18 protein-coding genes are annotated in these 23697 nt (G+C 42.5%); 14 read left to right on the forward strand and 4 right to left on the reverse strand.

Annotation, left to right across the window (positions count from 1 at the left end):
• Positions 1-77 precede the first annotated feature (77 nt).
• From ACTWP7_RS14390 to ACTWP7_RS14430, 9 genes are all read left to right on the forward strand, one after another.
• Positions 78-557: a PH domain-containing protein gene (locus ACTWP7_RS14390; RefSeq protein WP_014642363.1), complete on the forward strand. Its 480-nt coding sequence runs from the start codon at positions 78-80 to the stop codon at positions 555-557.
• On the forward strand, positions 547-2025 hold the full coding sequence (locus ACTWP7_RS14395) for a PH domain-containing protein (RefSeq protein ID WP_443123780.1): 1479 nt from the start codon (positions 547-549) through the stop codon (positions 2023-2025). The genes ACTWP7_RS14390 and ACTWP7_RS14395 overlap by 11 nt, the downstream gene beginning before the upstream one ends.
• 130 nt (positions 2026-2155) lie before the next feature.
• Complete coding sequence (locus ACTWP7_RS14400; RefSeq protein WP_443123781.1) at positions 2156-3448, forward strand: NCS2 family permease; 1293 nt, start codon at positions 2156-2158, stop codon at positions 3446-3448.
• Positions 3449-3942: 494 nt separating this feature from the next.
• The gene (locus ACTWP7_RS14405; protein WP_443123782.1) at positions 3943-5478 is read left to right on the forward strand and encodes a spore germination protein; all 1536 of its coding nucleotides are present in this window, start codon (positions 3943-3945) and stop codon (positions 5476-5478) included.
• Complete coding sequence (locus ACTWP7_RS14410; RefSeq protein WP_443123783.1) at positions 5453-6559, forward strand: GerAB/ArcD/ProY family transporter; 1107 nt, start codon at positions 5453-5455, stop codon at positions 6557-6559. Before ACTWP7_RS14405 ends, ACTWP7_RS14410 begins: the two co-directional genes overlap by 26 nt.
• Entirely contained in the window at positions 6556-7674 is a 1119-nt protein-coding gene (locus ACTWP7_RS14415) for a Ger(x)C family spore germination protein (RefSeq protein WP_443123784.1), read from the forward strand. Before ACTWP7_RS14410 ends, ACTWP7_RS14415 begins: the two co-directional genes overlap by 4 nt.
• 194 nt (positions 7675-7868) lie before the next feature.
• The gene (gene safA, locus ACTWP7_RS14420; protein ID WP_443123785.1) at positions 7869-8492 is read left to right on the forward strand and encodes a SafA/ExsA family spore coat assembly protein; all 624 of its coding nucleotides are present in this window, start codon (positions 7869-7871) and stop codon (positions 8490-8492) included.
• A gap of 251 nt (positions 8493-8743) precedes the next feature.
• A complete protein-coding gene (locus ACTWP7_RS14425; protein ID WP_443123862.1) occupies positions 8744-9931 on the forward strand; it encodes a NupC/NupG family nucleoside CNT transporter in 1188 nt (395 codons plus the stop codon).
• 195 nt (positions 9932-10126) lie between these two features.
• On the forward strand, positions 10127-11557 hold the full coding sequence (locus ACTWP7_RS14430; protein ID WP_443123786.1) for an aldehyde dehydrogenase family protein: 1431 nt from the start codon (positions 10127-10129) through the stop codon (positions 11555-11557).
• Between the two features lie 927 nt (positions 11558-12484).
• Here ACTWP7_RS14430 and ACTWP7_RS14435 read toward each other — a convergent pair.
• Entirely contained in the window at positions 12485-13846 is a 1362-nt protein-coding gene (locus ACTWP7_RS14435; protein WP_443123787.1) for an MATE family efflux transporter, read from the reverse strand.
• Between the two features lie 220 nt (positions 13847-14066).
• Between ACTWP7_RS14435 and ACTWP7_RS14440 the strand changes: the two genes are divergently transcribed.
• The 5 genes from ACTWP7_RS14440 (at position 14067) to ACTWP7_RS14460 (ending at position 19940) form a co-directional block, all read left to right on the forward strand.
• Positions 14067-15140: an undecaprenyldiphospho-muramoylpentapeptide beta-N-acetylglucosaminyltransferase gene (locus tag ACTWP7_RS14440; protein WP_443123788.1), complete on the forward strand. Its 1074-nt coding sequence runs from the start codon at positions 14067-14069 to the stop codon at positions 15138-15140.
• A gap of 204 nt (positions 15141-15344) precedes the next feature.
• Positions 15345-15767 (forward strand): ATP-binding protein, encoded by a 423-nt coding sequence (locus tag ACTWP7_RS14445; protein ID WP_443123789.1) that lies wholly within the window; start codon positions 15345-15347, stop codon positions 15765-15767.
• Positions 15768-15771: 4 nt separating this feature from the next.
• Positions 15772-16125, forward strand: coding sequence for a hypothetical protein (locus ACTWP7_RS14450; RefSeq protein WP_014642376.1), 354 nt, complete (start codon positions 15772-15774; stop codon positions 16123-16125).
• A gap of 656 nt (positions 16126-16781) precedes the next feature.
• Positions 16782-19049 (forward strand): RNA polymerase recycling motor HelD, encoded by a 2268-nt coding sequence (helD, locus tag ACTWP7_RS14455; RefSeq protein WP_443123790.1) that lies wholly within the window; start codon positions 16782-16784, stop codon positions 19047-19049.
• Positions 19050-19109: 60 nt separating this feature from the next.
• Positions 19110-19940 carry an aldo/keto reductase gene (locus ACTWP7_RS14460; RefSeq protein WP_443123791.1) on the forward strand — a complete coding sequence of 277 codons (831 nt, stop codon included), beginning with the start codon at positions 19110-19112 and terminating at the stop codon, positions 19938-19940.
• Positions 19941-19965: 25 nt separating this feature from the next.
• Here ACTWP7_RS14460 and ACTWP7_RS14465 read toward each other — a convergent pair whose 3' ends face one another.
• From ACTWP7_RS14465 to ACTWP7_RS14475, 3 genes are read right to left on the reverse strand one after another with little or no spacing between them, the layout of a single operon-like run.
• A complete protein-coding gene (locus ACTWP7_RS14465) occupies positions 19966-21105 on the reverse strand; it encodes a Ger(x)C family spore germination protein (RefSeq protein WP_443123792.1) in 1140 nt (379 codons plus the stop codon).
• Complete coding sequence (locus tag ACTWP7_RS14470) at positions 21102-22208, reverse strand: GerAB/ArcD/ProY family transporter (RefSeq protein WP_443123793.1); 1107 nt, start codon at positions 22206-22208, stop codon at positions 21102-21104. The genes ACTWP7_RS14465 and ACTWP7_RS14470 overlap by 4 nt, the downstream gene beginning before the upstream one ends.
• Complete coding sequence (locus ACTWP7_RS14475) at positions 22205-23689, reverse strand: spore germination protein (RefSeq protein WP_443123794.1); 1485 nt, start codon at positions 23687-23689, stop codon at positions 22205-22207. The genes ACTWP7_RS14470 and ACTWP7_RS14475 overlap by 4 nt, the downstream gene beginning before the upstream one ends.
• Between the last annotated feature and the right edge of the window lie 8 nt (positions 23690-23697).

Genomic DNA, 23697 nt, shown 5'->3' on the forward strand with positions numbered 1-23697 from the left:
CTGGCTTTTTTAAAGGATACGAAACTTTTAGATTAACTCTTTCGTATCTAAGATAGATGATGGAGGAGGTATGGTTTATGTGGAGAGAACCGGCACAGCGGATTTCCGAACGAGCGCTGTCCTTATGGCGGGTCTACGGAGCTATCCAGGCAGGCGTGACACTTCTTGTCAGTATAGCAGTCGGAGGAGCCGTCTATTTCTGGGGGTGGCCTGAATGGCTGCTTGCGATTGCAGCTGGGATTATATTAATGGAGTTGATCCTCTCGGTCTGGTTAATACCTGACCTGAGGTGGAAACGTTGGCGGTATGAAGTGACAGAACAGGATATTGAGCTTCAGCACGGAATTTTTATCATTCAGAGAACACTCGTCCCAATGGTCCGTGTTCAGCATGTGGATACGGAACAGGGACCGTTACTTAGAAAATATCGTCTGTCAACGATCAGCATTTCGACAGCGGCAACGGTACATAAAATTCCTGCTCTTGATGAACAGGAGGCAGAGGAACTTAGACGTTCGATATCATCTTTAGCAAGGGTGGCTGAGGATGATGTATGAACCTAAGCGACTTCATCCAGTATCTGCGGTTATTAATTTTGTAAAAGGATTAAAAGATTCTGCTCTTCCTATTATTGCGCTCATCTTCCTGAACGGTAATATATTCAGTGGGGAAGTAGAGTGGATCCCTCTTTTAATAACGGTTGGTTTTCTGCTTTTTGTACTAGGCGGAGGGATAATCCGTTGGCTTCGTTTCACTTATAGAGTAGAACAGGGAGAACTGAGAATTGAGCATGGGTTAATTCTAAGGAAAAAGCGTTATATTCCTTTTCACCGAATCCAAAGCCTGGATTTCTCTGAAGGGATCTTTCACCGTCCTTTTAACCTGGTGAAGGTATCCATTGAAACAGCCGGCTCAAGTGATCTTCAGAAGGCGGAGGCAGAACTTACGGCGATCAAGCGCGAAGATGCAGATGAATTAGAAGCCATCATATCGAGGGAAAAGAATAAACGTACGACAGATGAAGAATATGTAGAAGAAGAACACGTGGTTTCCAGCAGGGAAAAGGTATATGAGATGAAAATGAAAGACATTGTTATAATGGCTATTACTTCAGGAGGAGCCGGAGTCGTGTTATCAGGAGTGGGAGTGTTCGGCTCTCAGCTTACCGAAGTTCTTCCCCTGGGTACGATTTACAGTGAGGTCCTCGCCTGGCTCCGTATTGGGGTCATAGTAGTCGCTCTTGCCGCATTTGTCATCTTGTTAATTGCCTATGGTATATCGATTCTTCTCACCATCTTCCGTTACGCAAACTTTAGCGTTTTTCTGGATGCCGATGACCTGGTCATTACAAGAGGATGGCTTGAGAAGAAACAAATGACGATTCCGTTAAACCGCATTCAGGGCCTGAGGATTGATGAGAATTTAATCCGTCAGCCACTTGGCTATGCGTCGGTAACGCTCGTCAGTGCAGGCGGAGCCATGCAGCAAGGTGCCGAGCATCAGCTTCGGCTTCTTCCGTTGATTAAAAAGAAAGAGATCGAAAAAGTATTGCATCAGATGATCAGTGATTATGAGCTGGATGTAGAGTGGAATCGGCCGCCGACAAGATCTAAACGCCGCTATATGCTTCGTCATTCGTGGTTCGCCTGGGTGGCCGTCATTCCACTAAGTATTTTCCTATTCCCATATGGCCTGCTCGCGATCATCGCTGCGCTTGCGTTTACAGGTATAGGTTTCTTAGCCTATAAAGATGCGGGGTGGAACTTGTCTGATCAGCAATTGACGCTGAAGAGCCGCTTAATTAATAAGCAGACGTTTGTTATGAAAAGGAAACGGATCCAGTCGGCTGCCGTTACTCAGACCATCCTTCAGAAGCGGGTGGATCTGGAAAGTATACGTGTAACTTTGAAATCTGGGGTAGGTGGGGCCGTCGCACGCTGTCTTTATTTAGATCAGCAGGACACCCGGAAGATGATAGACTGGTATCGTCCGAATGACACAGTTGAAAAAAGGTCTGACCTCTAGGTTCAGACCTTTTTTATGTGAAATCTCCATTAAAACACGAACATTAAAGTTAAAACCATTGATTTTTGTTCGTTTTCATCTTATGATTAGAAACGTTGTGATTTTACATGCGAGACAGGGGATTTAAAAAATGAAGAAATTATTCAAATTAGAAGAAAACCATACGAATGTAAAAACTGAACTATTAGCCGGAATCACTACGTTCCTTACGATGGTGTACATCGTGGTAGTGAACCCGGGAATCCTTGAAGCGGCTGGTGTGCCATTCGAACAAGTATTCATGGCGACCATTATAGCTGCTGTGGTTGGAACATTAATTATGGCTTTTGCCGCAAATTACCCGATTGCCATTGCACCGGGAATGGGGATGAATGCTTATTTCGTCACCGAGGTTATTCAGCAGGATGTTAGCTACTCGGTTATCCTTGGAACCGTATTTTTAGCCGGTATTCTTTTTGTTATTTTAAGTCTGACTAAACTTCGGGAAACCTTAATTACCGCTATACCTGCTTCTTTAAAATATGGAATTACTTCAGGAATTGGCTTATTTATAGCCTTTTTGGGACTGCGCATGTCAGGGATCATTGTAGCAAGTGAAGAAACGCTCGTGACGCTTGGAGATCTGACTGCCCCGGGTACACTTTTGACTATTAGTGGATTGTTCATTACGTTAATCCTTATTGCGCGTAACGTGACGGGCGGCTTGTTTATCGGTATGGTGATTACAGCTGTAATCGGCTATTTCACTGGTCAGCTAGAGATTGGCGGAGTCATGTCCGTGCCGCCAAGTCCTGTATTCTGGGATATGGATATTGCCGGAGTATTTACCAATAGTTTATATACGGTTATTTTTGCGTTCTTGCTCGTTACGATTTTTGATACGACAGGTACGATGGTTGGAGTCGCTGAACAAGCAGGCTTTATACGTAAAGATGGCAGTCTGCCCCGGGCGAGAGCTGCTTTAATGGCTGACGCTTCTGCCACTACGGTGGGTGCCATGTTCGGTACCAGTCCATCTTCTGCTTACATTGAATCTTCGTCTGGAGTGGCCGCGGGTGGAAGGACTGGACTGACGACCGTGGTAGTTGCTGGTTTATTCCTTCTTTCCATGTTCTTTGCTCCGCTGGTAGGAGCTGTTTCAGGACTGCCTGCAATTACAGCGCCTGTACTGTTGATTGTTGGTTGTTTTATGATGGAAGGTCTGGCTAAAGTAAATTGGACTACCTTTGATGATGCCTTCCCTGCTTTCATAATCATTCTTACTATGCCGCTTACGTCCAGTATAGCTACTGGGATTGCGCTTGGATTCATTACGTATCCTGTTTTGAAACTGGTTATGGGGAAAGGAAAACAAGTACACTGGATTCTCTATGTGTTTGCAGTCATCTTTATCCTGCAAATGGCCTTTTTCCCAGGGCATTAAAGAAATCTGCTATTAACTCTCCAGGTTGATGTTCCAGTATAGTTCCCGTTTGTTGAGGACTCAGTTTCGGTATATTTTTTTGAGCGGAAGGTCCTGCGGGAGACGATTTCGCTTTTCGGCCCTGCACGACCGCACTTCGTGTAGGGCAGCAGGAAAGTGTTCAAATGTGGAATCACTCCGAAAGACACGACCAGCATAAGCCGATCATCAAAAGGATTGCGGTTTTTCAATCCGTTGATGATCGGCTTATGTCTCGAGTGTCTGGGTGATGGAACAAGACGAGTTGTTTCCGTAGCCCCCTCATCAAACTTTTGGCAAAGGACCCGAGTTATTTCGAAATTGAGTCTTCCACAATCCGGCGCTATGCTTTAATAAGCATTTTATGAAAATCACCAACCAGGTGGACGGTTCTGCGTTCATCTGGTTTTTTTGTGTAATGGAAAATTTGTATAAGGACTGCCTTTATGTGGAAGCCTAGAAGCAGGTGATGCTAAATGGGATTTCTAAGAAATTTATTAGGAAATAGAGATAAAATTGAAGATACGAGCAATAAAAATAGAGCGCAAGAACCGAACCAGCCGAGCTCTAAAAAATTATCGGATAATGTGGAATACCTTTTAAATGAATTTAAGAGAACAGATGATTTGAAAATAAGAGCGATGAATAATGGACAGGCGGTTCTGATGTACTTTGAGCCACTTGTGGATCAGGAGAAAGTCCAGCAAAATATTTTTACTCCGCTTGAAATGGGGCACGTCGAACATATATCGGAAATCCCGAACGCCAGAAGTTCTGAAAATCTGGAAGAGATGATTCCTACCCTGCTGCGAGGCCATGCGATTTATATGGAAAACGGTTGCTCGACTATCACACGTTTTAATGTAACTTCGGTATTCAACCGAAATGTGGAAGAGCCTCAAAATGAAAAAATAGTTCGAGGTTCGCATGATGGATTTATTGAAAATTTAATGATTAACCTCAACCTCGTTCGGAAGAAAATTGAACATCGTGATTTGGTAGTCAAATATTTCAAAGTAGGAAAAAAAACGAATACCAATATTGCCATCGTTTATATGGATGGAATTGCAGACCCTGAGATAGTTAAAAAGATGGAAAAACGCATTAAAGCGATCAGTGTAGACATGATTCAGAGTCCTGGGTATATTGAAGAATTCATTGAGGATAACCCTTATTCTCCATTTCCACAGATGCTGAATACGGAACGTCCTGATCGGGTAACGGCAAATATTCTGGAAGGCCGCATCGCTCTAATGGCTGAAGGCAGCCCGACGGCATTAATTGCGCCTTCGACTTTTTTTATGTTTTATCAGGCTTCGGATGATTATAATGCCAGATGGTACACAGGTACATTTGTACGGCTTGTCAGGCTTGCAAGTTTTATAATAGCCATTGGATTACCGGCCTTTTATATTGCTGTTATCAGCTTTCATTATGAAGTGCTCCCAGATGAGCTGCTGCTGCCTGTGAAAAGTTCTATAAATGAAATAGCTTATCCTCCTTTGCTGGAGGCATTAATAATGGTCGTCATTATAGAATTAATACGAGAATCAGGGATCCGGCTTCCATCACCGGTAGGACAGACCATAGGAATTGTGGGAGGTCTTGTAATCGGGGATGCTGTTGTGCGGGCAGGTCTTGTGTCGAACTTAATGGTTATCGTGGTTGCTCTGACGGCGATTGCCTCGTATGTTGTTCCTTCGAATGAATTAAGTACAACCCTCAGATTGATGACCTTTCCGTTGATTTTCCTGGCCGGGACGTTTGGTTTTATAGGAATTGTTTTTGGTTTCCTTTTTTTAGTAGTTCATTTAATAAGACTGGAGTCTTTTGGAGTACCCTACTTTGCTCCAGTAGCACCGCTTAATATTAGCGACTTGAAAGACACGTTTGTCAGGCTTCCCCTGTTTATGATGAAGAAGCGGCCGAAAGATGCCAATCCGTTACAAGAAAAAGCTATGGGGGAGTCAAGAGAGTGGGTGCAGCATGAACAAGACGACAATAAAAACTAAATTGTCCCGCCGCCAATATTTCTTTATAATCGTTCAAACAGAAATTGGCGTCGGAATTCTGTCCCTGCCCTATGACCTCCATTCCCAGGCTAAGCAGGATGGCTGGATTTCTTTATTAATCGGTGGTGTTTTTCTGCAAATCGTGCTGTTGGTTATTTGGCTCATTGCCAAGCGCTACCCGGATAAAGACTTCTTTCAGATCAATGAGGCCGTGTTTTCCAAATGGATTGGAAAAGGGATTTCTTTGTTGTATGTCGCGTACTTTTCCATGGTTGCCATGGTTATTCTTTTGCTGTTTGTCCGCCTCATTAGTCTCTGGGTTCTTCCTCAGACTCCGTTCTGGATCCTGGCACTTACGATGATCCTAGTCTGTTTATATCTAGCATCCGGGGGGCTCAACGCGATGGCCAGGTTTTATACGTTTGTCTCGATTTTCCTACTCATTCTTATAGCATTGGTCCTTTACGCCTTAAAAGACTCCCAGTTTGTGTTTCTATTTCCGATCCTGAATGCTGGTTGGATGCCTGTGATTAAAGGAGCAAATGAAGCCGTTCTATCTTTTTTCGGGTTTATCATCAGCCTGGTTATTTATTCGAAGGTAGAAGGCAGCCCTGCTCAGAGACTGCGCACCATTTTCTATGCTCACTGGTTCGTCATTTTGTTTTATCTATTCACAGTACTTGTAAGTTTTACATTCTTTAGTACTAAGGAAATGAGTTTCATACAGGAACCTCTGCTATATATGCTGAAATCATTTGATCTTGTAATCGTTGCAAGACTTGATCTTTTCTTCTTATCGATATGGGTGGTGAATGTAGCCACTACTTTAACCACGTATGTTTATATGACCGGACTTGGACTGATTGATGTGTTCGAAACTAAAAAAACCACACTGTTTTACATCATTGCAGCACTCCTTATTTTGGTTCCGCCTATGTTTATTGGATACAACATGGAAACGGTAGATCAATTTAATAACTTTGTCGTGTTGCTTGGCTATATCTTTTCCGTAGCTTTCCTGTTTATTATCTATTTTATCAGCCTGATCAGGGGGAGTTTACAGAAAGGAGAATCACCATGAAGAGGAAATCGATATGCATCTTAACATGTCTTGTGTTATTAACCGGCTGTTGGGATACGCGACAATTTAAAGATGTAAAACTGGTACTCTCGATTGGGTACGATCAAAATGGAGACGGAACTCTTACAGAGACCGTTTCCATTCCAACCGTAAAAAGAAGTACAGAAGGTCCAACCAGTGAAACGGTTCAAATTCTTACGACGGAAGGTAAAACTCCCAGGGAGGCTAGGGACCATACGGACCAGATGATAGCTAACACGTTTGATCCTTCCAAAGCCAAAGTAATATTAATGGGAGAAGAATTAGCTAAAAATTCGATTCAGCCGATTTTTGACCAGTTTTATCGTAATCCTAACAACAATTTAAACGCTTATATAGCCGTGGTGGAAGGAAAAGCAGAGGACGCGATTCGGATGACTCCTATCAATGAATCCAGTGTAAGTAAGTATATTAGTGGTCTCCTGGAAGGACAGGTCGCGGCAACTCACTCTACTGGGGAGAATATCGAAGTTCTGCATGGGGAACTGCTCGAGCCGGGAATCGATTTCGCGGTGCCTCTGTTAAGTGTAGACACAGACCAGAATCTATTGAACTTTCAAGGTCTGGCTTTGTTTCATAAGGATGCTTATACTGGTAAATTTATCCCGAATCATCAAACAACTCTGCTTATGTTATTGGAGGGAATAAGAGGTAAGGTCGCTAGCTTTACCTTAAAGGTAACCGACGAAGAGGAAAATGCGATAAGAAACTACCTTACCTTCCGGGTGATGAGGAACAAGCAGGATATGAAAGTAAAGGTAGAAAACGGTCAAGTTACGGCTGATATTACTATGAAACTTAAGGTAAGAGTTGTTGAATATCCAAGAGACCACTTAACCTCTAAGAAAACAATTAAAGAGCTGAATAAGAAATTATCAGAGCTGCTGACCGAACAGGCTGAGGGAATAATAGCCACTGTGCAAGAGGCTAACAGTGATGTTTTCCAAATCGGTCGCAACGTACATTCGTACCATCCTGATTATTGGGAAAAAGTTAAGTGGGAAGAAGAGTTTCCTAATATTACGATCACTCCAAAAGTGGAAGTGGATATTGTTCAATATGGCGTAATTAGTTAACTTGAGCTTAAACGAAGCTTTGAACTTAGGGGGATTAACTAAGTGGAAGTTTGCTTTCTGAAATATTACCTCCACTAAATTAGCTTTCAAGCGCCTGCTGACTATGCCGTTAGCAGGTGTTTCTTCATCCTGTACATATTTTTAGAGGTTTGAGCCAAACTACTCCTGATTAGAACAAAAAGGAGCGAATGTACATGAAAACATGGTTATGGATAGGTGTCCTTTTATTATCAGCTGTTATGTTTATACAGAGCCCTCAGCCTACTCAGGCTGCCACAGACACTTATGTGGTTAAGAGTGGCGATACATTATGGAAAATATCCAAGCGTTATCAAATTGGTCTTTCAGAGATTATAAACGCCAACTCTCAGTTTAATAATCCAGATTTAATCTACCCTGGAGACCGAGTAACGATTCCGTTAAAAAGACAAGTGAAGTCAACGGAGCAGCAGGTCATTGATTTAACGAATCAGGAGCGCGCTCAACAAGGATTGCCTGCCTTAAAAGAAAATTGGCAGCTTTCCCGTGTGGCTCGTTATAAGTCCAGAGATATGGCGAATAAGGGGTATTTTTCACATAACTCCCCGACATACGGCTCTCCCTTTGACATGATGAGAGACTTTAATGTATCGTATCGCAGAGCAGCGGAAAACATTGCTGCCGGTCAGAGTACGCCAGAACAAGTTGTAAACGGTTGGATGAATAGCCCTGGGCACAGAAAAAATATTCTCGATCCGAATCTTAAGCAGATCGGTGTGGGATATGCTAACGGCGGAAGCTATGGCCATTACTGGACCCAAATGTTTATTACTCAATAGAAAAAAACAGTTTTATCCTCTGGTGGAAAAAGCACCGGAGGTTTTATCTTTTTAAAGCATGATTTGTCACGTACACTAGGGTTTGTGAAGAAAATGAAGGCGAATTAAGTGAAAATTTCGTATATGGATGACAGCTTGCATGACGTCTGACAACCTGTTAAAATCCAAGGTAGAATATGTTTATGAAAGCATTTTCATTTTTCGTTTTTATTTTCATTATATTAGGGGAGGAACCAACAGTGAATAATGTTATAGGGGTATTATTAGGGATTGCAGCTGTTGCCGTTATCTTAGGCATTGCGTTTCTTATGTCCAATGACCGTAAGAATATCAATTATAAGGGTGTAGGAATCATGCTGGCCGTTCAGCTAGTTCTTACAGCATTTATGTTCAATACTACGGTCGGACAGCAAATTATTAAAGGAATATCATGGGTTTTCAACCGTTTAATTGAGTACGGAACAGAAGGGGTCAACTTCGTTCTTGGCGGTGTAGAAGTAGGAGAGAACGGAGTGTTCTTCTTTAATGTACTGTTGCTTATTATATTCTTCGCAACGATTCTTTCCGTATTAACGTATTTGAAGATTCTTCCTTTCATCATTAAATATTTGGGCTGGGGCTTATCAAAAATTACAGGCCTTCCAAAAGTAGAATCCTTCAACGCTGTAAATAGTATTTTCTTTGGACAATCAGAAGCACTTATTGCGATTAAATCACAGTTCCATAATTTAAATGACAACCGTCTTTACATTGTAAGTGCATCAGCCATGGGATCCGTTTCTGCTTCAATTGTTGGAGCCTATCTGGGCATACTCCCAGATGAGTATATCCTGGTCGCTCTTCCGTTAAACATGTTTAGTGCACTAATTGTGTCTTCTATTATTGCACCGGTTAATGTTCCTAAAGAAGAGGATGAAGTAGATATCCAGGACGTTTCTAATGCGAAAAGCTTTTTCGAAGCGATGGGGAATGGAGCGCTTGACGGCGGTAAAATTGCTCTAATTGTTGCTTCCATGCTAATTGCTTTTATTGCTTCTCTTGAACTTGCTAATGCCGTCTTTGGTGCCATCTTTGGTGGCTTTACACTTCAGCAGCTGCTTGGTTATATTATTGCTCCAATCGGCTTGCTTATGGGTATTCCAGCGGCAGAAGTTGTCGATGCAGGTGCCATTATGGGTACGAAGATTGTAACGAATGAATTCGTAGCGATGCTTGAATTCCAGGGAATGCTTGAAAATGTATCCGAAAAAACAGTCGGAATCGTAACTGTATTCCTGACCAGTTTCGCTAACTTCTCAAGTATCGGAATCATCGCAGGTACTGTTCAGGGAATTGACGCTGAAAAAGGTGGCCGAGTATCCGGTTTCGGTCTGAAACTCCTAATCGGTGCTACCCTTGGTTCTATGCTTTCTGCAACAATTGCCGGTATCTTCTTATAAGTTGAAAAGTCTGGGCGGGTTTTCCGCTCAGACTTTTTTTATGTGTGAAATAGGATGAAACTTTCATTCATTACGTGTGGAGAAATAGGGTGTTGGTGGTTTGGTTTTCGTAGCCCTGCACGATGCAGGGCTACGTTTATAGTTCACATATAAAGGAAATATAGTAATAGATTCCATATGAAGGAGAGATCATTAATGGTAAAAAGCTATAAACTTTATATTAATGGAGAATGGATCGATACGGATGATAAATTAGAAGTACTTAATAAATATACTCAGGAAAAGTATGCAGAAGTTGCCAAAGCTTCTGAAAAAGAAGTGAACCAGGCGGTTGAGGCAGCTCAGAAGGCGTTTAAAAACAATCAGATGAGCCCCTATAAACGTTACGAAATCTTAAAGCGGGTTAGTGAACTGCTCCTCGAAAATAAAGAAGAACTAGCTCAGAATATGACTATGGAAGCCGGAAAGCCGTTGAAACAGACACGCACCGAAATTGACCGAGCTTCTCAAACGGTCGAGCTATCAGCAGAAGAAGCAAAACGTGTACACGGGGAAGGCGTTCCGGTGGAAGCAGCTCCAGGTTCAGAGAATCGCATGGCATTTACCATTAAAGTGCCTGTCGGTGTAGTTGGAGCAATTAGCCCGTTCAACTTTCCAATTAATCTGGTGGCTCACAAAATAGCACCAGCTATTGCTGCCGGAAATGCGGTCGTCTTAAAACCAACGAGTAAGACTCCGATTTCTGCTCTAAAACTGGCAGAGTTATTTGAAGAGGCTGGACTTCCCAAAGGTTTCTTGAATGTAGTGGTCGGATCCGGCTCTACTGTAGGAAATCAAATGATGGAAGATTCAAGAATCAATATGTACACCTTTACCGGAAGTGCTAAAGTCGGTCTGAAGCTGAAGCAGAATACTGGTTTAAATAAATTGATTTTAGAACTTGGAAACAACTCGCCTGTTATCGTGGATAAAGAAGCAGATGTGGATGCAGCAGCTGCTAATATTGCTGCTAAGAGCTTTGCTTTTGCTGGGCAGGTTTGTATTTCTGTACAGCGTATCTACGTCCATGAAGAAGTAAAAGAAGAGTTCCAAAATAAATTAGTAGATGCGATTAAAGATCTTAATGTGGGAGATCCGAACGATCCGGAAACAGACGTTGGACCAATGATTAGTGAGGAAGAAGCCAAAAGGGCTGAAAGCTGGATCAAAGAAGCAAAAGATGCAGGCGCTGAAGTCTTTTATGGCGGTGAAAGAGAAGGGGCTTTACTAAAACCAACGGTCATGACCAATGTGACAAACGATATGAAAGTTGTGTGTGAGGAGATATTTGCACCTGTCGTATCCATCATTCCTTTTTCCAACATGGAAGAATGCATTAACGAAGTGAATCAGTCTCAATATGGACTGCAGGGCGGTATATTCACTCAAAACCTTGATACAGCTTTCTATGCCGCTAAAAACGTTGAGGTTGGCGGACTCATGATTAATGATTCTTCTCAATATCGTGTTGACCTCATGCCTTATGGCGGCGTGAAATCAAGCGGATGGGGCAAAGAAGGTCCGAAATACAGCATCGATGAAATGACAGAAGAACGATTAGTCGTAATGAACCTAGCTCAAAAGTAAGGGCTCTGTAAAACCTTGTCCGTGATTTCATAAGCCCATTATTAAACAAAAGGGCCGGATTGTTGAAGACTCAGTTTCGAGATATTGTCTGGTGAAAGGGGCTCCAGTGAACGGCTCGCTTTCCGCGGACATGTGCTGAGCTTCCTCGGGCTTAACAGCCCTGCGGGATCTCACCGATCATGTTCATCCCGTTCTTACTCTTTTTTTAGTCTTAATCAAATATCAGAACATAAACGATATGGAGAGCTATCCAGCTCCAGCCCCTAGCGTCTAGTGAGACTTCCCTCACTACTGTACGATAAGGCAACATCGAATCGCTCCGCTCTTCGTGTTTTCTTTATCTCCGCCAGCTCAGTCCAGTCCATACGACGCTGACCAAGGTGCTTCCGCTTTTAACCTAGGAGTCTTCATCATCCCCCTCCGGCCTTTGCCAAATCAGAAGCTCGAAACCACTTTAACTGGTATGGAATTAGAGCAGGTGGTTCTGTACCTATTTCCAGGGTGAAACGATGCACAATAGCCTGTCATAAAAGCATTTAATACAGATTAAGGAGGAGAACTATTCTCTTCTGGCAGGGTCCGTTCGCAGAATTATAGTGGGGTTGGTGGGGAAATGATGAGACTCCCGTGGGAGAAGGATCTAGGGGAGACCCCACAGGGAGTGAAACGACTGAGGAGGCTCCTGGTAAAAAGGAGGATCGACTAAAATCGCCACTTCGTGTGGCAACGTCGATCGACCCTACATCGTGTAGGGCCACAGGAAAGCGAGTTATTTCCCCACCAACCCTTATCCATCTAACGTAACGGACCCATTCATCTCGAAATCAAGTCTTCAACAAACAGGAGCTTTACTTTAATTGAATATGGTAATTTATCAAAGCCAAGTTAAAAGGAAAAGAGTCCTTCCAAATAGTGGAGGGACTCTTTTTATGCTGGCTGTTTCTTGACGATGTTCTTACGCTGCAGGGAGAGCATGCGGAACAAGAGAGCAATGGCTCCGACCGTCAGGCCGATAATCAAACTCATCCAATATCCGTAGGGGCCGAGACTCGTATAGTTCGCTAATAGATACCCGCTTGGAAGCCCGATTACCCAATAGGATATGAACGCCATGACCAGCGTTATGTTTACATCTTTATAACCGCGGAGAACTCCCTGGATGGGGGCTCCAAAAGCATCGGACAGTTGAAAGAAGATCGCAAAGAAAATAAAGTTTTTCGTCAATTCGATCACCGTTTCATTAGAACTGTAAAGTCTGGCTACTGAATCGTCCATGAGGTATAGGACAAGTCCGGCCACCACGGACATGGCGACAGCTGTGCCTATACCTAGATAGGAATAGCTTCTTGCATCTGTAAACCGCCCTGCTCCTGCTTCAAAACCGACCGCAATTGTAAGAGTAAACGCAATACTTAAAGGCATCATGTATAAAAAGGAAGCGAAATTAATCGCTGCCTGGTGAGCGGCGATAGTATTGGTATCATAAGCGGTCATGAAAAAAGTAACAGCCGCAAATATACTGGTTTCAAAAAAGATCGCAAACCCGATCGGAACGCCAATCTTCAGCTGAGCCCACCATTCTTTCAATGAAGGAACTATCCATCCTCTGAAGATATGATAATGCCTTAATGGATGGAGCTTGTGGATGGTAAGTACAATTAAAATAAAAGATACAAGGTAGGTAAGAGCAGAGGCAATTCCTGCCCCGACGCCTCCAAGCTCAGGCGCACCCCATTTACCGAAAATAAATACGTAATTAAATAAAATATTTGTTGGGAGTGTAAGCAGGATAATGCCCATTGAAATACGAGTAAGTCCAAGTGCATCCACAAAAGAGCGAAGGATATTGAAAATGAATAATGGAATGATTCCGATTCCTAATGTGATTAAATAATATTTGGCTACGTATCGGACAGAAGGTTCAATGTTCATGAGTGAGAGAATGGGATCCAATAGAAAGAATCCAATGGAACCAATAAGAACAGCTAAGAGTACCGCGAGATAAACCCCTTGTTTAACGGAAAAAGGGATTTCCTTTTCTCTGCGGGCTCCTTTTAATTGAGCTACAATTGGGGAAATAGCCATGAGTATGCCGTTTAGTCCTGTAAAAACGGGCATCCATATGCTGGATCCAATCGCCACCCCTGCTAATTCATCCGGGCCAGCCTGACCGGCCATCACCGTATCAAAGAAATTCATCGCATACATGCCAATTTGGGTGATTAGAATAGGGAGCAATATTGTGGAGAATAATTTTATTTTTTCTTTAAGGGTATAGGTTTGATACATCGTGACCGTCCTTTTCTGTTACAATTCCTTTAGAGGAATGGCTGAGTAAGTAATGATGTTTTTTGTATTGTTAAGGCAAAATATTCCCCTGCTCTGCATCGTAAAACTCCCTAAATAGGGCATGACCAGAGTTGATAGAGCTAAAAGGAATACGAGGATTATAGCATAGATAAGGAAGGCATACCTAGCATGAACAGGATAGAAAGGACGTTGGAAGAGTATGAGTGAAAAACGAATTTTATTTACAGGTGGAGGCACCGCTGGCCACGTAATTGTAAACTTGGCATTGATTCCTGAGTTTCAGAAGCGAGGATATACAGTTGATTATATTGGTTCTTATGAAGGAATTGAACGACAACTGATCGAATCAATTGATGGAGTCACGTATCACGGCATATCCACTGGGAAACTTAGACGTTATGTATCTAAAGAAAATATGAAAGATCCGTTTAAAGTAATGAAAGGGCTGCTCCAGGCTTTCTCAATTATCGGCAAGCGGAAGCCTGGAGTGATCTTTTCTAAAGGTGGTTTTGTTTCGGTACCCGTCGTTGCTGCTGCAAAACTGAAGAGGGTTCCTACCATTATTCATGAATCAGATTATACACCGGGACTTGCGAATAAATTGTCTTTTCCTTTTGCTAAAAAAGTGCTCGCCACTTTTCCGGAAACGATGAACTATCTTCCAAAAGAAAAAGCAGAATTTATTGGTGCAGTCGTAAGGGAAGAATTGTTTCAAGGTAAGCGCTCAAAAGGGTTGTCTTACTGTAATTTCCATAAACAGAAACCAGTGATGATGGTTATGGGAGGAAGCACCGGCTCGAAACGGCTGAATGATGCAATTCGCAATAATTTAGATGCTTTATTAAAAAATGTGCAGATCATTCATATTTGTGGAAAAGATCATAAGGATGCTTCGATTAACCGGGCTGGTTATGCTCAGTTTGAGTATGTAAATGAAGAACTAAAGGACCTGTTTGCGGCTTCTGATTACATTGTCTCTCGAGCGGGCTCGAATGCCATATTTGAATTTCTGGCACTTCATAAACCGATGCTTCTGATACCTTTATCTAGAAAAGTGAGCCGCGGTGATCAAATTTTAAATGCTGACTCATTTGTGAAACAAGGTTTTGCACACAAACTTGAAGAAGAAGAACTGACAGATGATCGATTTTTAGAGGAAATCCACCGTTTAATGGATAACAAACAGGCTTTAATCGATAAAATGGAGCATTATCAAAGCGGTCAGACTAAAGAAAAAGTTATTGAAGTTATCCAAAATTTTGAAAAAAGTTAGTTGTGACAAGGCAGTATATCGGCTGCCTTGTCCTTTTTATTTTATTTTATAGGCTTAATACCTTTTTAATTTCATGTTTTTGGGGAATACGGTTCATAAGACACTAAGTTTTTTCCATTCAGCAAGGCGCATATCCGTTATAGAGAAAGCAAGGTTTATGAAAAAGCTAAGCGGGGATCAACTTTGCAGAGGAGAGGTTGGAGGATGAAAACATCTTATGAAGTCAACATCAACCACCCCAAAGAGTTGTGTGAAATAAGAAGAGAAGTTTATCCACACTTAACGTCTGTCTTTGGCAAGGATCAACTATTAGTGGATGCTTCGATTTCAGAAGCTGTCACCAATGCCTGGAAGCACGGGCATGAGGAGAGTAGTGAAAAACCTATCAAACTTAAGATATTATTTTTGAATAGGACGATGCTTGTCAGAGTCCAGGATCTCGGGGATGGTTTTGATTGGAGACCTTACCAGGTTTCGAGTGATGTTAAGCACTGGTTTCCGGAAGTAGAAGATTTGGATGAAAATGGGCGTGGGATTACATTAATGCTTAGAGTTATGGATAAATTACGTTATAATGAAAAGGGAAATGAATGTGTGTTAATGAAAAAATACCTTTTTCAGGAGTAGATCAATGAACACGAACATCTGTCGTTACTGTTACAAAGAGATCAGAGATCGAGATGAACTTATCACGGCTTCGAACTGGTTCAGGGTACGCCCTTATCATTATCGCTGCTTTGAATTGCTCGAGCAGGATACGAAGACTATTGCCGGTGCATGGACTCCGGTTAACGGGCTGACTGGAATGGTTACTACGGTTTTAATGATTATCTTGTCTGTCCTTATGTTTACTACCAATATTCTTGGATTTATCGGAGATATTTTAGGACTCGTCGCTTTATATCCTATCTTCCTGCGCGTATTTTCCTTCGCAGTGTTTGAAAGTCGTCTGCCAAAGTATGTAGAAAATAAAAAACGTCAGTAATAAACTAGATAGAGCTGCCCGACTTTAGTGGGGCAGCTTTTTTTATTGATTCGTGATTGCGCTTCCATATATTATATGGTAATGTAATAATCCTCTTAAATAAACAATCTGCTAAACGTGGTTAGTTTTTTAAAAAATTTATTACGCTAAAGGGCCGGTTACTTGAAGACTCAGTTTCGAGATATCTTAGGTCCGTTGCTGATATAGAGAGGGGCTGGCTATGTGAGAATAACGGACCCTTTTCAAGAGAGAATGTTCTCCTCCTAAATAGGTTCTAAAATGCTTCCATAACAAGCTTTTTCACATCGTCCTAACATGAAAATAACCTCATCACCCCATGCTTATAGAGTGTTAGGTGGTTTCGAGTATCAGATTCGGCCAGGTCCGGAGGGGAACGGGGAGACTCCTGTGGGATCAACATGATCGGTGAGACCCCGGAAAGCGTTAGCTTGAGGAGGCTCAGCACATGCCCACGGAAAGCGAGTCGTTCCCCGCAGGACCTAACTCTCTCACGAGATATCTCGAAACTGAGTCTTCAACAAACGGGAGCTTATCTATAAGAATTAGTACGGAGGTTTAGCAGAACCTAAATAAATAAAATCATGACGATCGAGACTTCTCTAAGCCAGTCCTATATAAGGGAAGGAGAATGACAAATGGCCGCTCAACACCCCGATTATCCTCAGGAATTAGAACGTTTATCTTTTACAAAAGCATATATGGATCAACTGATCGCCGCTCAGGAAACGGACCAGGAGGCGTTAAAAAGACGTCAGGAGGATACGTTAGCTAGGCTGGACTTTAAGGACAGCAGTCTGAGGTATCAGGAGATGCTGTCTCACGCGAATTTTATGAAAATGTCTGCCGATCAGTTGGAAAGTCTTCATCGTTTGCGTAAGAAACCTTACTTTGCCCGCATTGATTTTCACCGTAAAGAAAAACCCGAGAGAGAAGTGTTTTATATCGGGAAGATGTCCTTGTTTGATCGTGAAACACAGCTTCCGATTATTCTGGACTGGCGGTCTCCTCTTGCGAATGTTTACTATGAAGGGCGAATTGGAGAAGTCAGTTATGAAGCGGAAGGAGAACGCTATGAAGGTCGTGTTTCCCTCAAGCGGCAGTATCAGATCGAGGAAGGAGAACTGGAGAATTTCCGCGATATTGACATCACGACGAAAGATGACCTTCTCCAGGACTCTCTTTCTCAAAATGCAGAAAACCGGCTGACTGAAATCGTAGCAACGATTCAGGAAGAACAAAATGAGGTCATTCGGGCGGACTTGCGTAAGCCGATTATTGTCCAGGGGGCAGCTGGGAGCGGTAAGACGACGATTGCCCTGCACCGAATTTCATACTTTCTCTACTCCATGAGAGATATCTTCAAGCCAGAAGAAATGCTGATTTTAGCACCTAACCAGCTTTTTATTCAGTACATATCGGAAGTACTGCCTGAGCTAGGGGTTCACAAAGCCCGACAAACCACCTTTATTGACTTTGTTCAGGCAGTGACGGATATAAGCTGGCCGGTCACCACTCAGCATATGAACTTAATGAATACGGTGGAAGCCGGGAATTCCGGACATTCGACCGAGCTTTGGTCAGCGGGCTATAAAGGTTCCGATTCTTTTAAGGAAGTAATGGAACAGTATAGTAAGTACATTGAATCAAGTTATACCGTCCGTGAAGACTTCCGGTTGGCGGGGTTCAAATTAAAGAGTGCGAAAGCCATTAATCAATTATTTTATAAACACTATCATTATTTTCCTTATGAAGTAAGAGTTCAAAAGATTAAAGCCGTTCTTCGCAGTGAATTAAACAGGAAAAAGAAGCAGATTCTCTCCACTCTGGCCAAGAAATATGACGATCAATTGGACAGGGCGCTTTTTGGAATGAAAGATCCTGAAAAAAGGAAAAAGCGCGTCAGTTTCTTAATCACAAGGAAAGAAGAGGCGCTGGACGAAATTAAAAAGGAAGCTAAAACGGTTCTTCAGACCTTTATGAAAAACTATCCTAAATGGAAGCTGCTCGATGCCTATGTTCATTTATATGAAGAACGAATATTTCGTTCGTTCATTGACCAGGATACAGAAGAGCTGAAACAAATGAGGGCGTGGACACGGAACTATTTGCGTAAACAGAAGCTCCAGTCGGAAGATTTAGCGGCCCTCCTTTATCTGAAATCTTGGATTGCCGGTATAGCAAAAGAGGATCAGGCCAAGAAGGTAGTCATTGATGAAGCGCAGGATTATAGTTTTTTTGAATTGTACAGTTTGAGGCACGCGTTCCAAACAGACTTGTTTACAATCGTAGGCGATTTGGCACAAGGCATTTATCGCTACAGAGGTTTGAAAGAGTGGGAGAGCTTGATGGGCAGTGTGTTTCAAAACGTTAATTATCTTAAATTGCAAAAAACGTATCGAACCACGATTGAGATTATGAATCTGGCTAACGAATTACTGGAGCTGATGCCTGAAAACCTTCCAAAAGCAGAACCTGTGGTTCGGCATGGAGAAAAACCACAGTTTATCAATCGCAATCAAGGGTGGCTGGAGATTTTTAAAGATAAGCTGAGTGATCTTAAAGCGAGTGGGATGAAGAGTTTTGCCGTAGTAACGAAAACGCAAAAAGAAGCCGCACTCGCCGCTGAGCAATTGGAGGATATTGGCGCGGGATTTACGATGTTTGACGAGACACAGAGTCAAATGACTGATCGAATGGTATTACCGGTTTATTTAGCGAAAGGATTAGAGTTTGATGTCGTCTTTCTTTATAGTGAAGGTCATTCTTATCAAGACACAACGCTCGATGTGAAGCTTCTATATGTTGCCATGACTAGACCTCTGCACCGTTTATTTTTAATAGGAGAATATCCGGAAGACTTTTTACTGAATCACGCTCATCCTTCGTCTTTTGGTTATGTTTGAACGGATTGCCATCAAGGGTAATTTATCAAGGTAAAGTAATGCAAAGGAGTGAGGAATTCAGTGAGTTTAACGGAAACGGTAACATTGAACAATGGGGTGCCCATGCCGAAGCTTGGCCTGGGCGTATATAAAATGGAAGAAGAGCAGGAAGTGGTACGGGCAGTTCAATCAGCCCTGGATCTAGGGTACAGACATCTGGACACTGCTTCTTTTTATGGAAATGAATCCGGCTTGGGAAGAGGAATCCGTGAGAGCGGTGTACCAAGAGAAGAATTATTCATCACTACAAAAGTATGGAATGATGAACAAGGCTATGAGGAGACACTGGATGCTTTTGACCGCAGTTTAGACCGTCTCGGCCTTGAGTACTTAGATCTCTACTTAATTCATTGGCCGGTTCCAGGGAAATTTACAGAGACATGGAAAGCAATGGAGAAACTGTATCGTGAAGGACGCGTGAAGGCGATCGGTGTTTGTAACTTCATGGAGCATCACTTAGAGGAGCTTATGGACGAAGCTCAAGTGAAGCCCGTAGTGGACCAAGTTGAGTTCCACCCTCGTCTCTATCAGGAAAATCTGTTGAGATACTGTCAGGACCGTGACATCCATGTGGAAGCATGGTCTCCGCTGGCACGTGGAAATTATTTTGATGAACCCGTGCTTCAGGAGCTTGCTGCACGTTACGATAAAACGGCAGCTCAGATTATTCTGCGCTGGCACTGGCAGCTAGGGATCATTATTATCCCTAAGTCTTCCAACAAGGATCGGCAAAAACAAAATGCTGACTTGTTTGACTTTTCTTTAACGAATGATGATATGGAAAAGATTAGTGCGCTTCACACGGGCGAACGAATTGGAAAACACCCGGATGAATTTGATTACTTCGGTTAAACCTGGACATTTTGTCCAGGTTTTTTTATTCAACTGTACCGTGGCGGAGAAGCTTCATTTTTACATTGAATGATACATTAAGATTGGGGATTTGCTGTCGCCAGTTTTCATTCGTTACGCGGTTTTCACGATTTTGTGCATTGTAGACTTTGCCAAACCCCACAGGATCAACTTGATTCTCTTTTAATACATTCATGAATTGTTCAAGATCTGATTTCACTTTTTTCTCTATTTCCTTCTCTAATTTGTGGATTGCCTTTTCATTCTTTAGATCCACATCTTTTGTAATTTCCAATAACCGCGCTTCCATGGTGATTTTTACATTCTGCTCTGTTGGGTTTCCTTGTTTAGGCTGAATGTTCAATCCACTGTCAATCTCATGGAGAGAAACGTGAAGCGGACCTTCCTCAGAGGGGCCAGGCGTATCTTTATGGAACTCTTTTAATGCTTCGTCAGGAAGCTGCAATTGAAATTGCCCGTCTTTATATTCGTCTTTTAATAGCAGCAGATAGAAAGTTTCCTGTGGTGAAAGTTTGGCTGTTAATCGATCGTCCTGAAAGAGTGCCAGGCCGCTGATCATTGCTTTTTCATCTTTAGTAGACAGCATCGGGAGGGTGGGATCGATCCCAGCATCGCGATAGTCATGCATAAAGGTTCGGATCGTTGCATCCGGCAGTACATCATTATCTACGCTTTTTTCAATCATTTTCTTAATATATTCTCCTGAATTCGAACTTTCTTTGGAGTCATTCAGCTTCAACAAATCAGCCGTTGGTACCTCGCTCACCCCTAACAGACCCATATCGGATACTTTGGCGTCTCTTTCCAATGTATCCATATATCTGGTCATTCCCTTGGCTGCCAACTGATCCTGAAAAAGTTCCAGCCTGACTTGACCAGATACTAATCGATGGCTTGTCATTCTGTTCGCTTCAAACCGGATCCCTTTCGAGGTAGTTGCTTCACTGGTTACGACCTGTGAAGCACTCGTAGTAGATGGATCGAATTGATACATAACCATCGTCCCTCTTAAAGAGTCCTCTCCTGCCAAGTCATATCCTACAGCGGTAATAATACCTAACTGCTCAATATAACTTTTTGGGATACAGCCGCTGCATATAAAAGCGAGAATCACGATCAGCGTTATTCTCTTCCCAATCATCATATTGAATTTTCCTTCCTGAATCTTTTTCTAATGAGCACGAGTGGATAGAGAATCACCGGATAAACAAATACCAGCCAGAAACCAAGGGTGGATGTCCAGTCGGTTAACTGATCAATGTGTACGCGGTATTCAACCAGAATGGAAGCCCCAAACAATAAAAGAGCCACGCCATATAAACTTGGTTTCTCAGGCAATTGAAACAGACGTTTTAACGATTGGATCAAAGCCCAGCAGAACAATACTATATTAGGGATAATCACCATCATCCATAAAGCAATGGCGATAAAATCGAACCGCTCTACGATCGGGTAACTGATAATCTTAAATAAGGAAAGGGTGGCCCAGACGGTTTCTTTAAGCTGTTCAGGGCTGAAGTAACCGATGGACACAACGGTTACAAGCAATATTAAAAAGGTGGTTAACGCTAAACCGACATGAACCGGCAGCGCAATGTTCTGTTTATTTTTAATATAAGGATAAACAAAAAATAAAATCTCCAGTCCCAGTACAGAATAGGCTGTTTTGTATGCCCCTTTCATAAGGTCATATGCACCTGTCTGAAGAATCGGGGTAAAATGGTCCCAATCCATATAACTAATGGGTTGTGCGAGAGTAAACACCATCCATATAGTTAACAGGAAAAAGATAAAGCACGTCCCAACAACTACTCGGAATCCGCCTAGAACAGCATAAATCATAAGAGAAAGTAAGAATCCGCTCATAAGCCATAAAGGAATCTCCGGAAAAATAAACACTTGAACGACCTCTATATAATTCTTAATGACGGTTAAAAGGATAAAAAAAAGATAGATAACGTACACGATTCCTAATGTTCTCCCCAGCCATCTGCCAAATACATCGCACTGAATCCCAATAATGTCCGCATTGTCATACTTTCTTAAAATTAAGATCATAATCCAGGCTACAAAATGGAGGTAAATACCAGCTAATAGGATAGCAATCCATGAATCAGCTTCCGATTCTGTAAATATTACACGTGGGATTCCCATAAGCCCTGCGCCAATTTGTAGCGTATGCACGATGAAAAAAAGATAGAAGGCTTCCACCGTTTTATCGGACTTAATGATTAAATTGGTATTCATGAAGGATCCACATCTTTTTTCTCAGCTGCCCTGTGGTGGTCAAAGCGTTCCGTATCTTTAGGCATGACATTCAGGGGGCGGGCATTATTTTTTTGAAAAGGAAGCCTTATAAGAGAATCATTAATGTCCTTCCATTGGTACGGATATATAGGAGCAAGATAAGGTCTCCCAAGCGACTTTTGTTTTAATAAGTGGATGAGGATAAAGCTTAGAGCAAACGTGATGCCTATCAATCCCCAGGCACCAGCAAGAATAATCATGGGAAAACGAATGATCCGTATCGCTGTTCCCATTAAATAACTTGGAGCTGTAAAAGAAGCAAGTGCGCTGAGCGCAATGATAATGATCAGAATGTTACTGGTAAATCCGGCTTTAACTGCCGCCTGCCCTAAAACAATCCCCCCCACAATACCCATGGTCTGACCGACTTTTGTCGGGAGACGGGCTCCGGCTTCGCGTAACAGCTCAATCAGCATCTCCAGCAGAAGAGCCTCGAGAACAGGTGGAAACGGTACCATGGCGCGCGACTGCCCGAGTGACACAAGCAGAGAAGAGGGAATGATTTCATAATGATAGGTGAGGGCAGCTACATACATAGGTGTAAGAATGATGGAAAGAGCCATAGCGATAAATCGTAAGAGCCTTATGAAGGTGCCCATATTCCAGCGCATATATAAATCTTCGGTAGATTCAAAAAAACTAAACAGCGTCATTGGACCAATAAGAGCAGTTGGACTTTTATCCACAAGCACACCCACGCGGCCCTTGGAGATTGAGTTGCAGAAGCGATCGGGAAGCTCGGTATTAATAAGCTGTGGAAAGATAGAGCTTGAGGAATCTTCAATTAACTGCCCAAGTACACTAGTATCTTCTACTTCTGCTACCTTTAAGTCTGTAATTCTTTGACGCATGGTATCCACATTTTCTTCATTGGCGAGTGATTTAAGATAAACAACTCTTACTTCACTTTTAATCCGATCCCCCACAATAAGTTTTTCAACAACTAAATCATCCGTGTCCAGACGCCAGCGAATGACATTTAAGTTGGTAACAAGAGACTCTGTAAACGCGAGTTGCGGGCCGAACACCAGAGATTCATTTTCCGCACGATCAAGCGCGCGCGTTTGCTGCTGAGGAAGCAGAAAAGCTACGGCTTCTTTACCGCCTGGAAGATAGACGACAACATTTCCATGAATAATATGCTCCGCAATCTTTTCAATTGAGGAAATGGTCTGGGAAGAAGCAAGAGGAATGTTATTTTGAAGATCATGAACCGACCAAGGCTTTTCAGACTTCGTCAGGGAATCGAGCAGTTCTCTTTCCAGGCGGTCTTTCTTAATTTGATAGGAAATAAAATGAATCACGACTTCCTGCCCTTTTATATGGAAAACTTTTTGAACAAGGTCAGGGCTCTCATTAAATCGCTGTTTTAAAGTCTCCAGGTAGTTATCCAACTGTAACGGAAGTGTCGAATGCTCCATTGTCATCC

It is taken from the genome of Halobacillus sp. B29 (genome assembly GCF_052246755.1).
In the GTDB taxonomy this organism is placed as follows: Bacteria; Bacillota; Bacilli; order Bacillales; family Halobacillaceae; genus Halobacillus; species Halobacillus halophilus.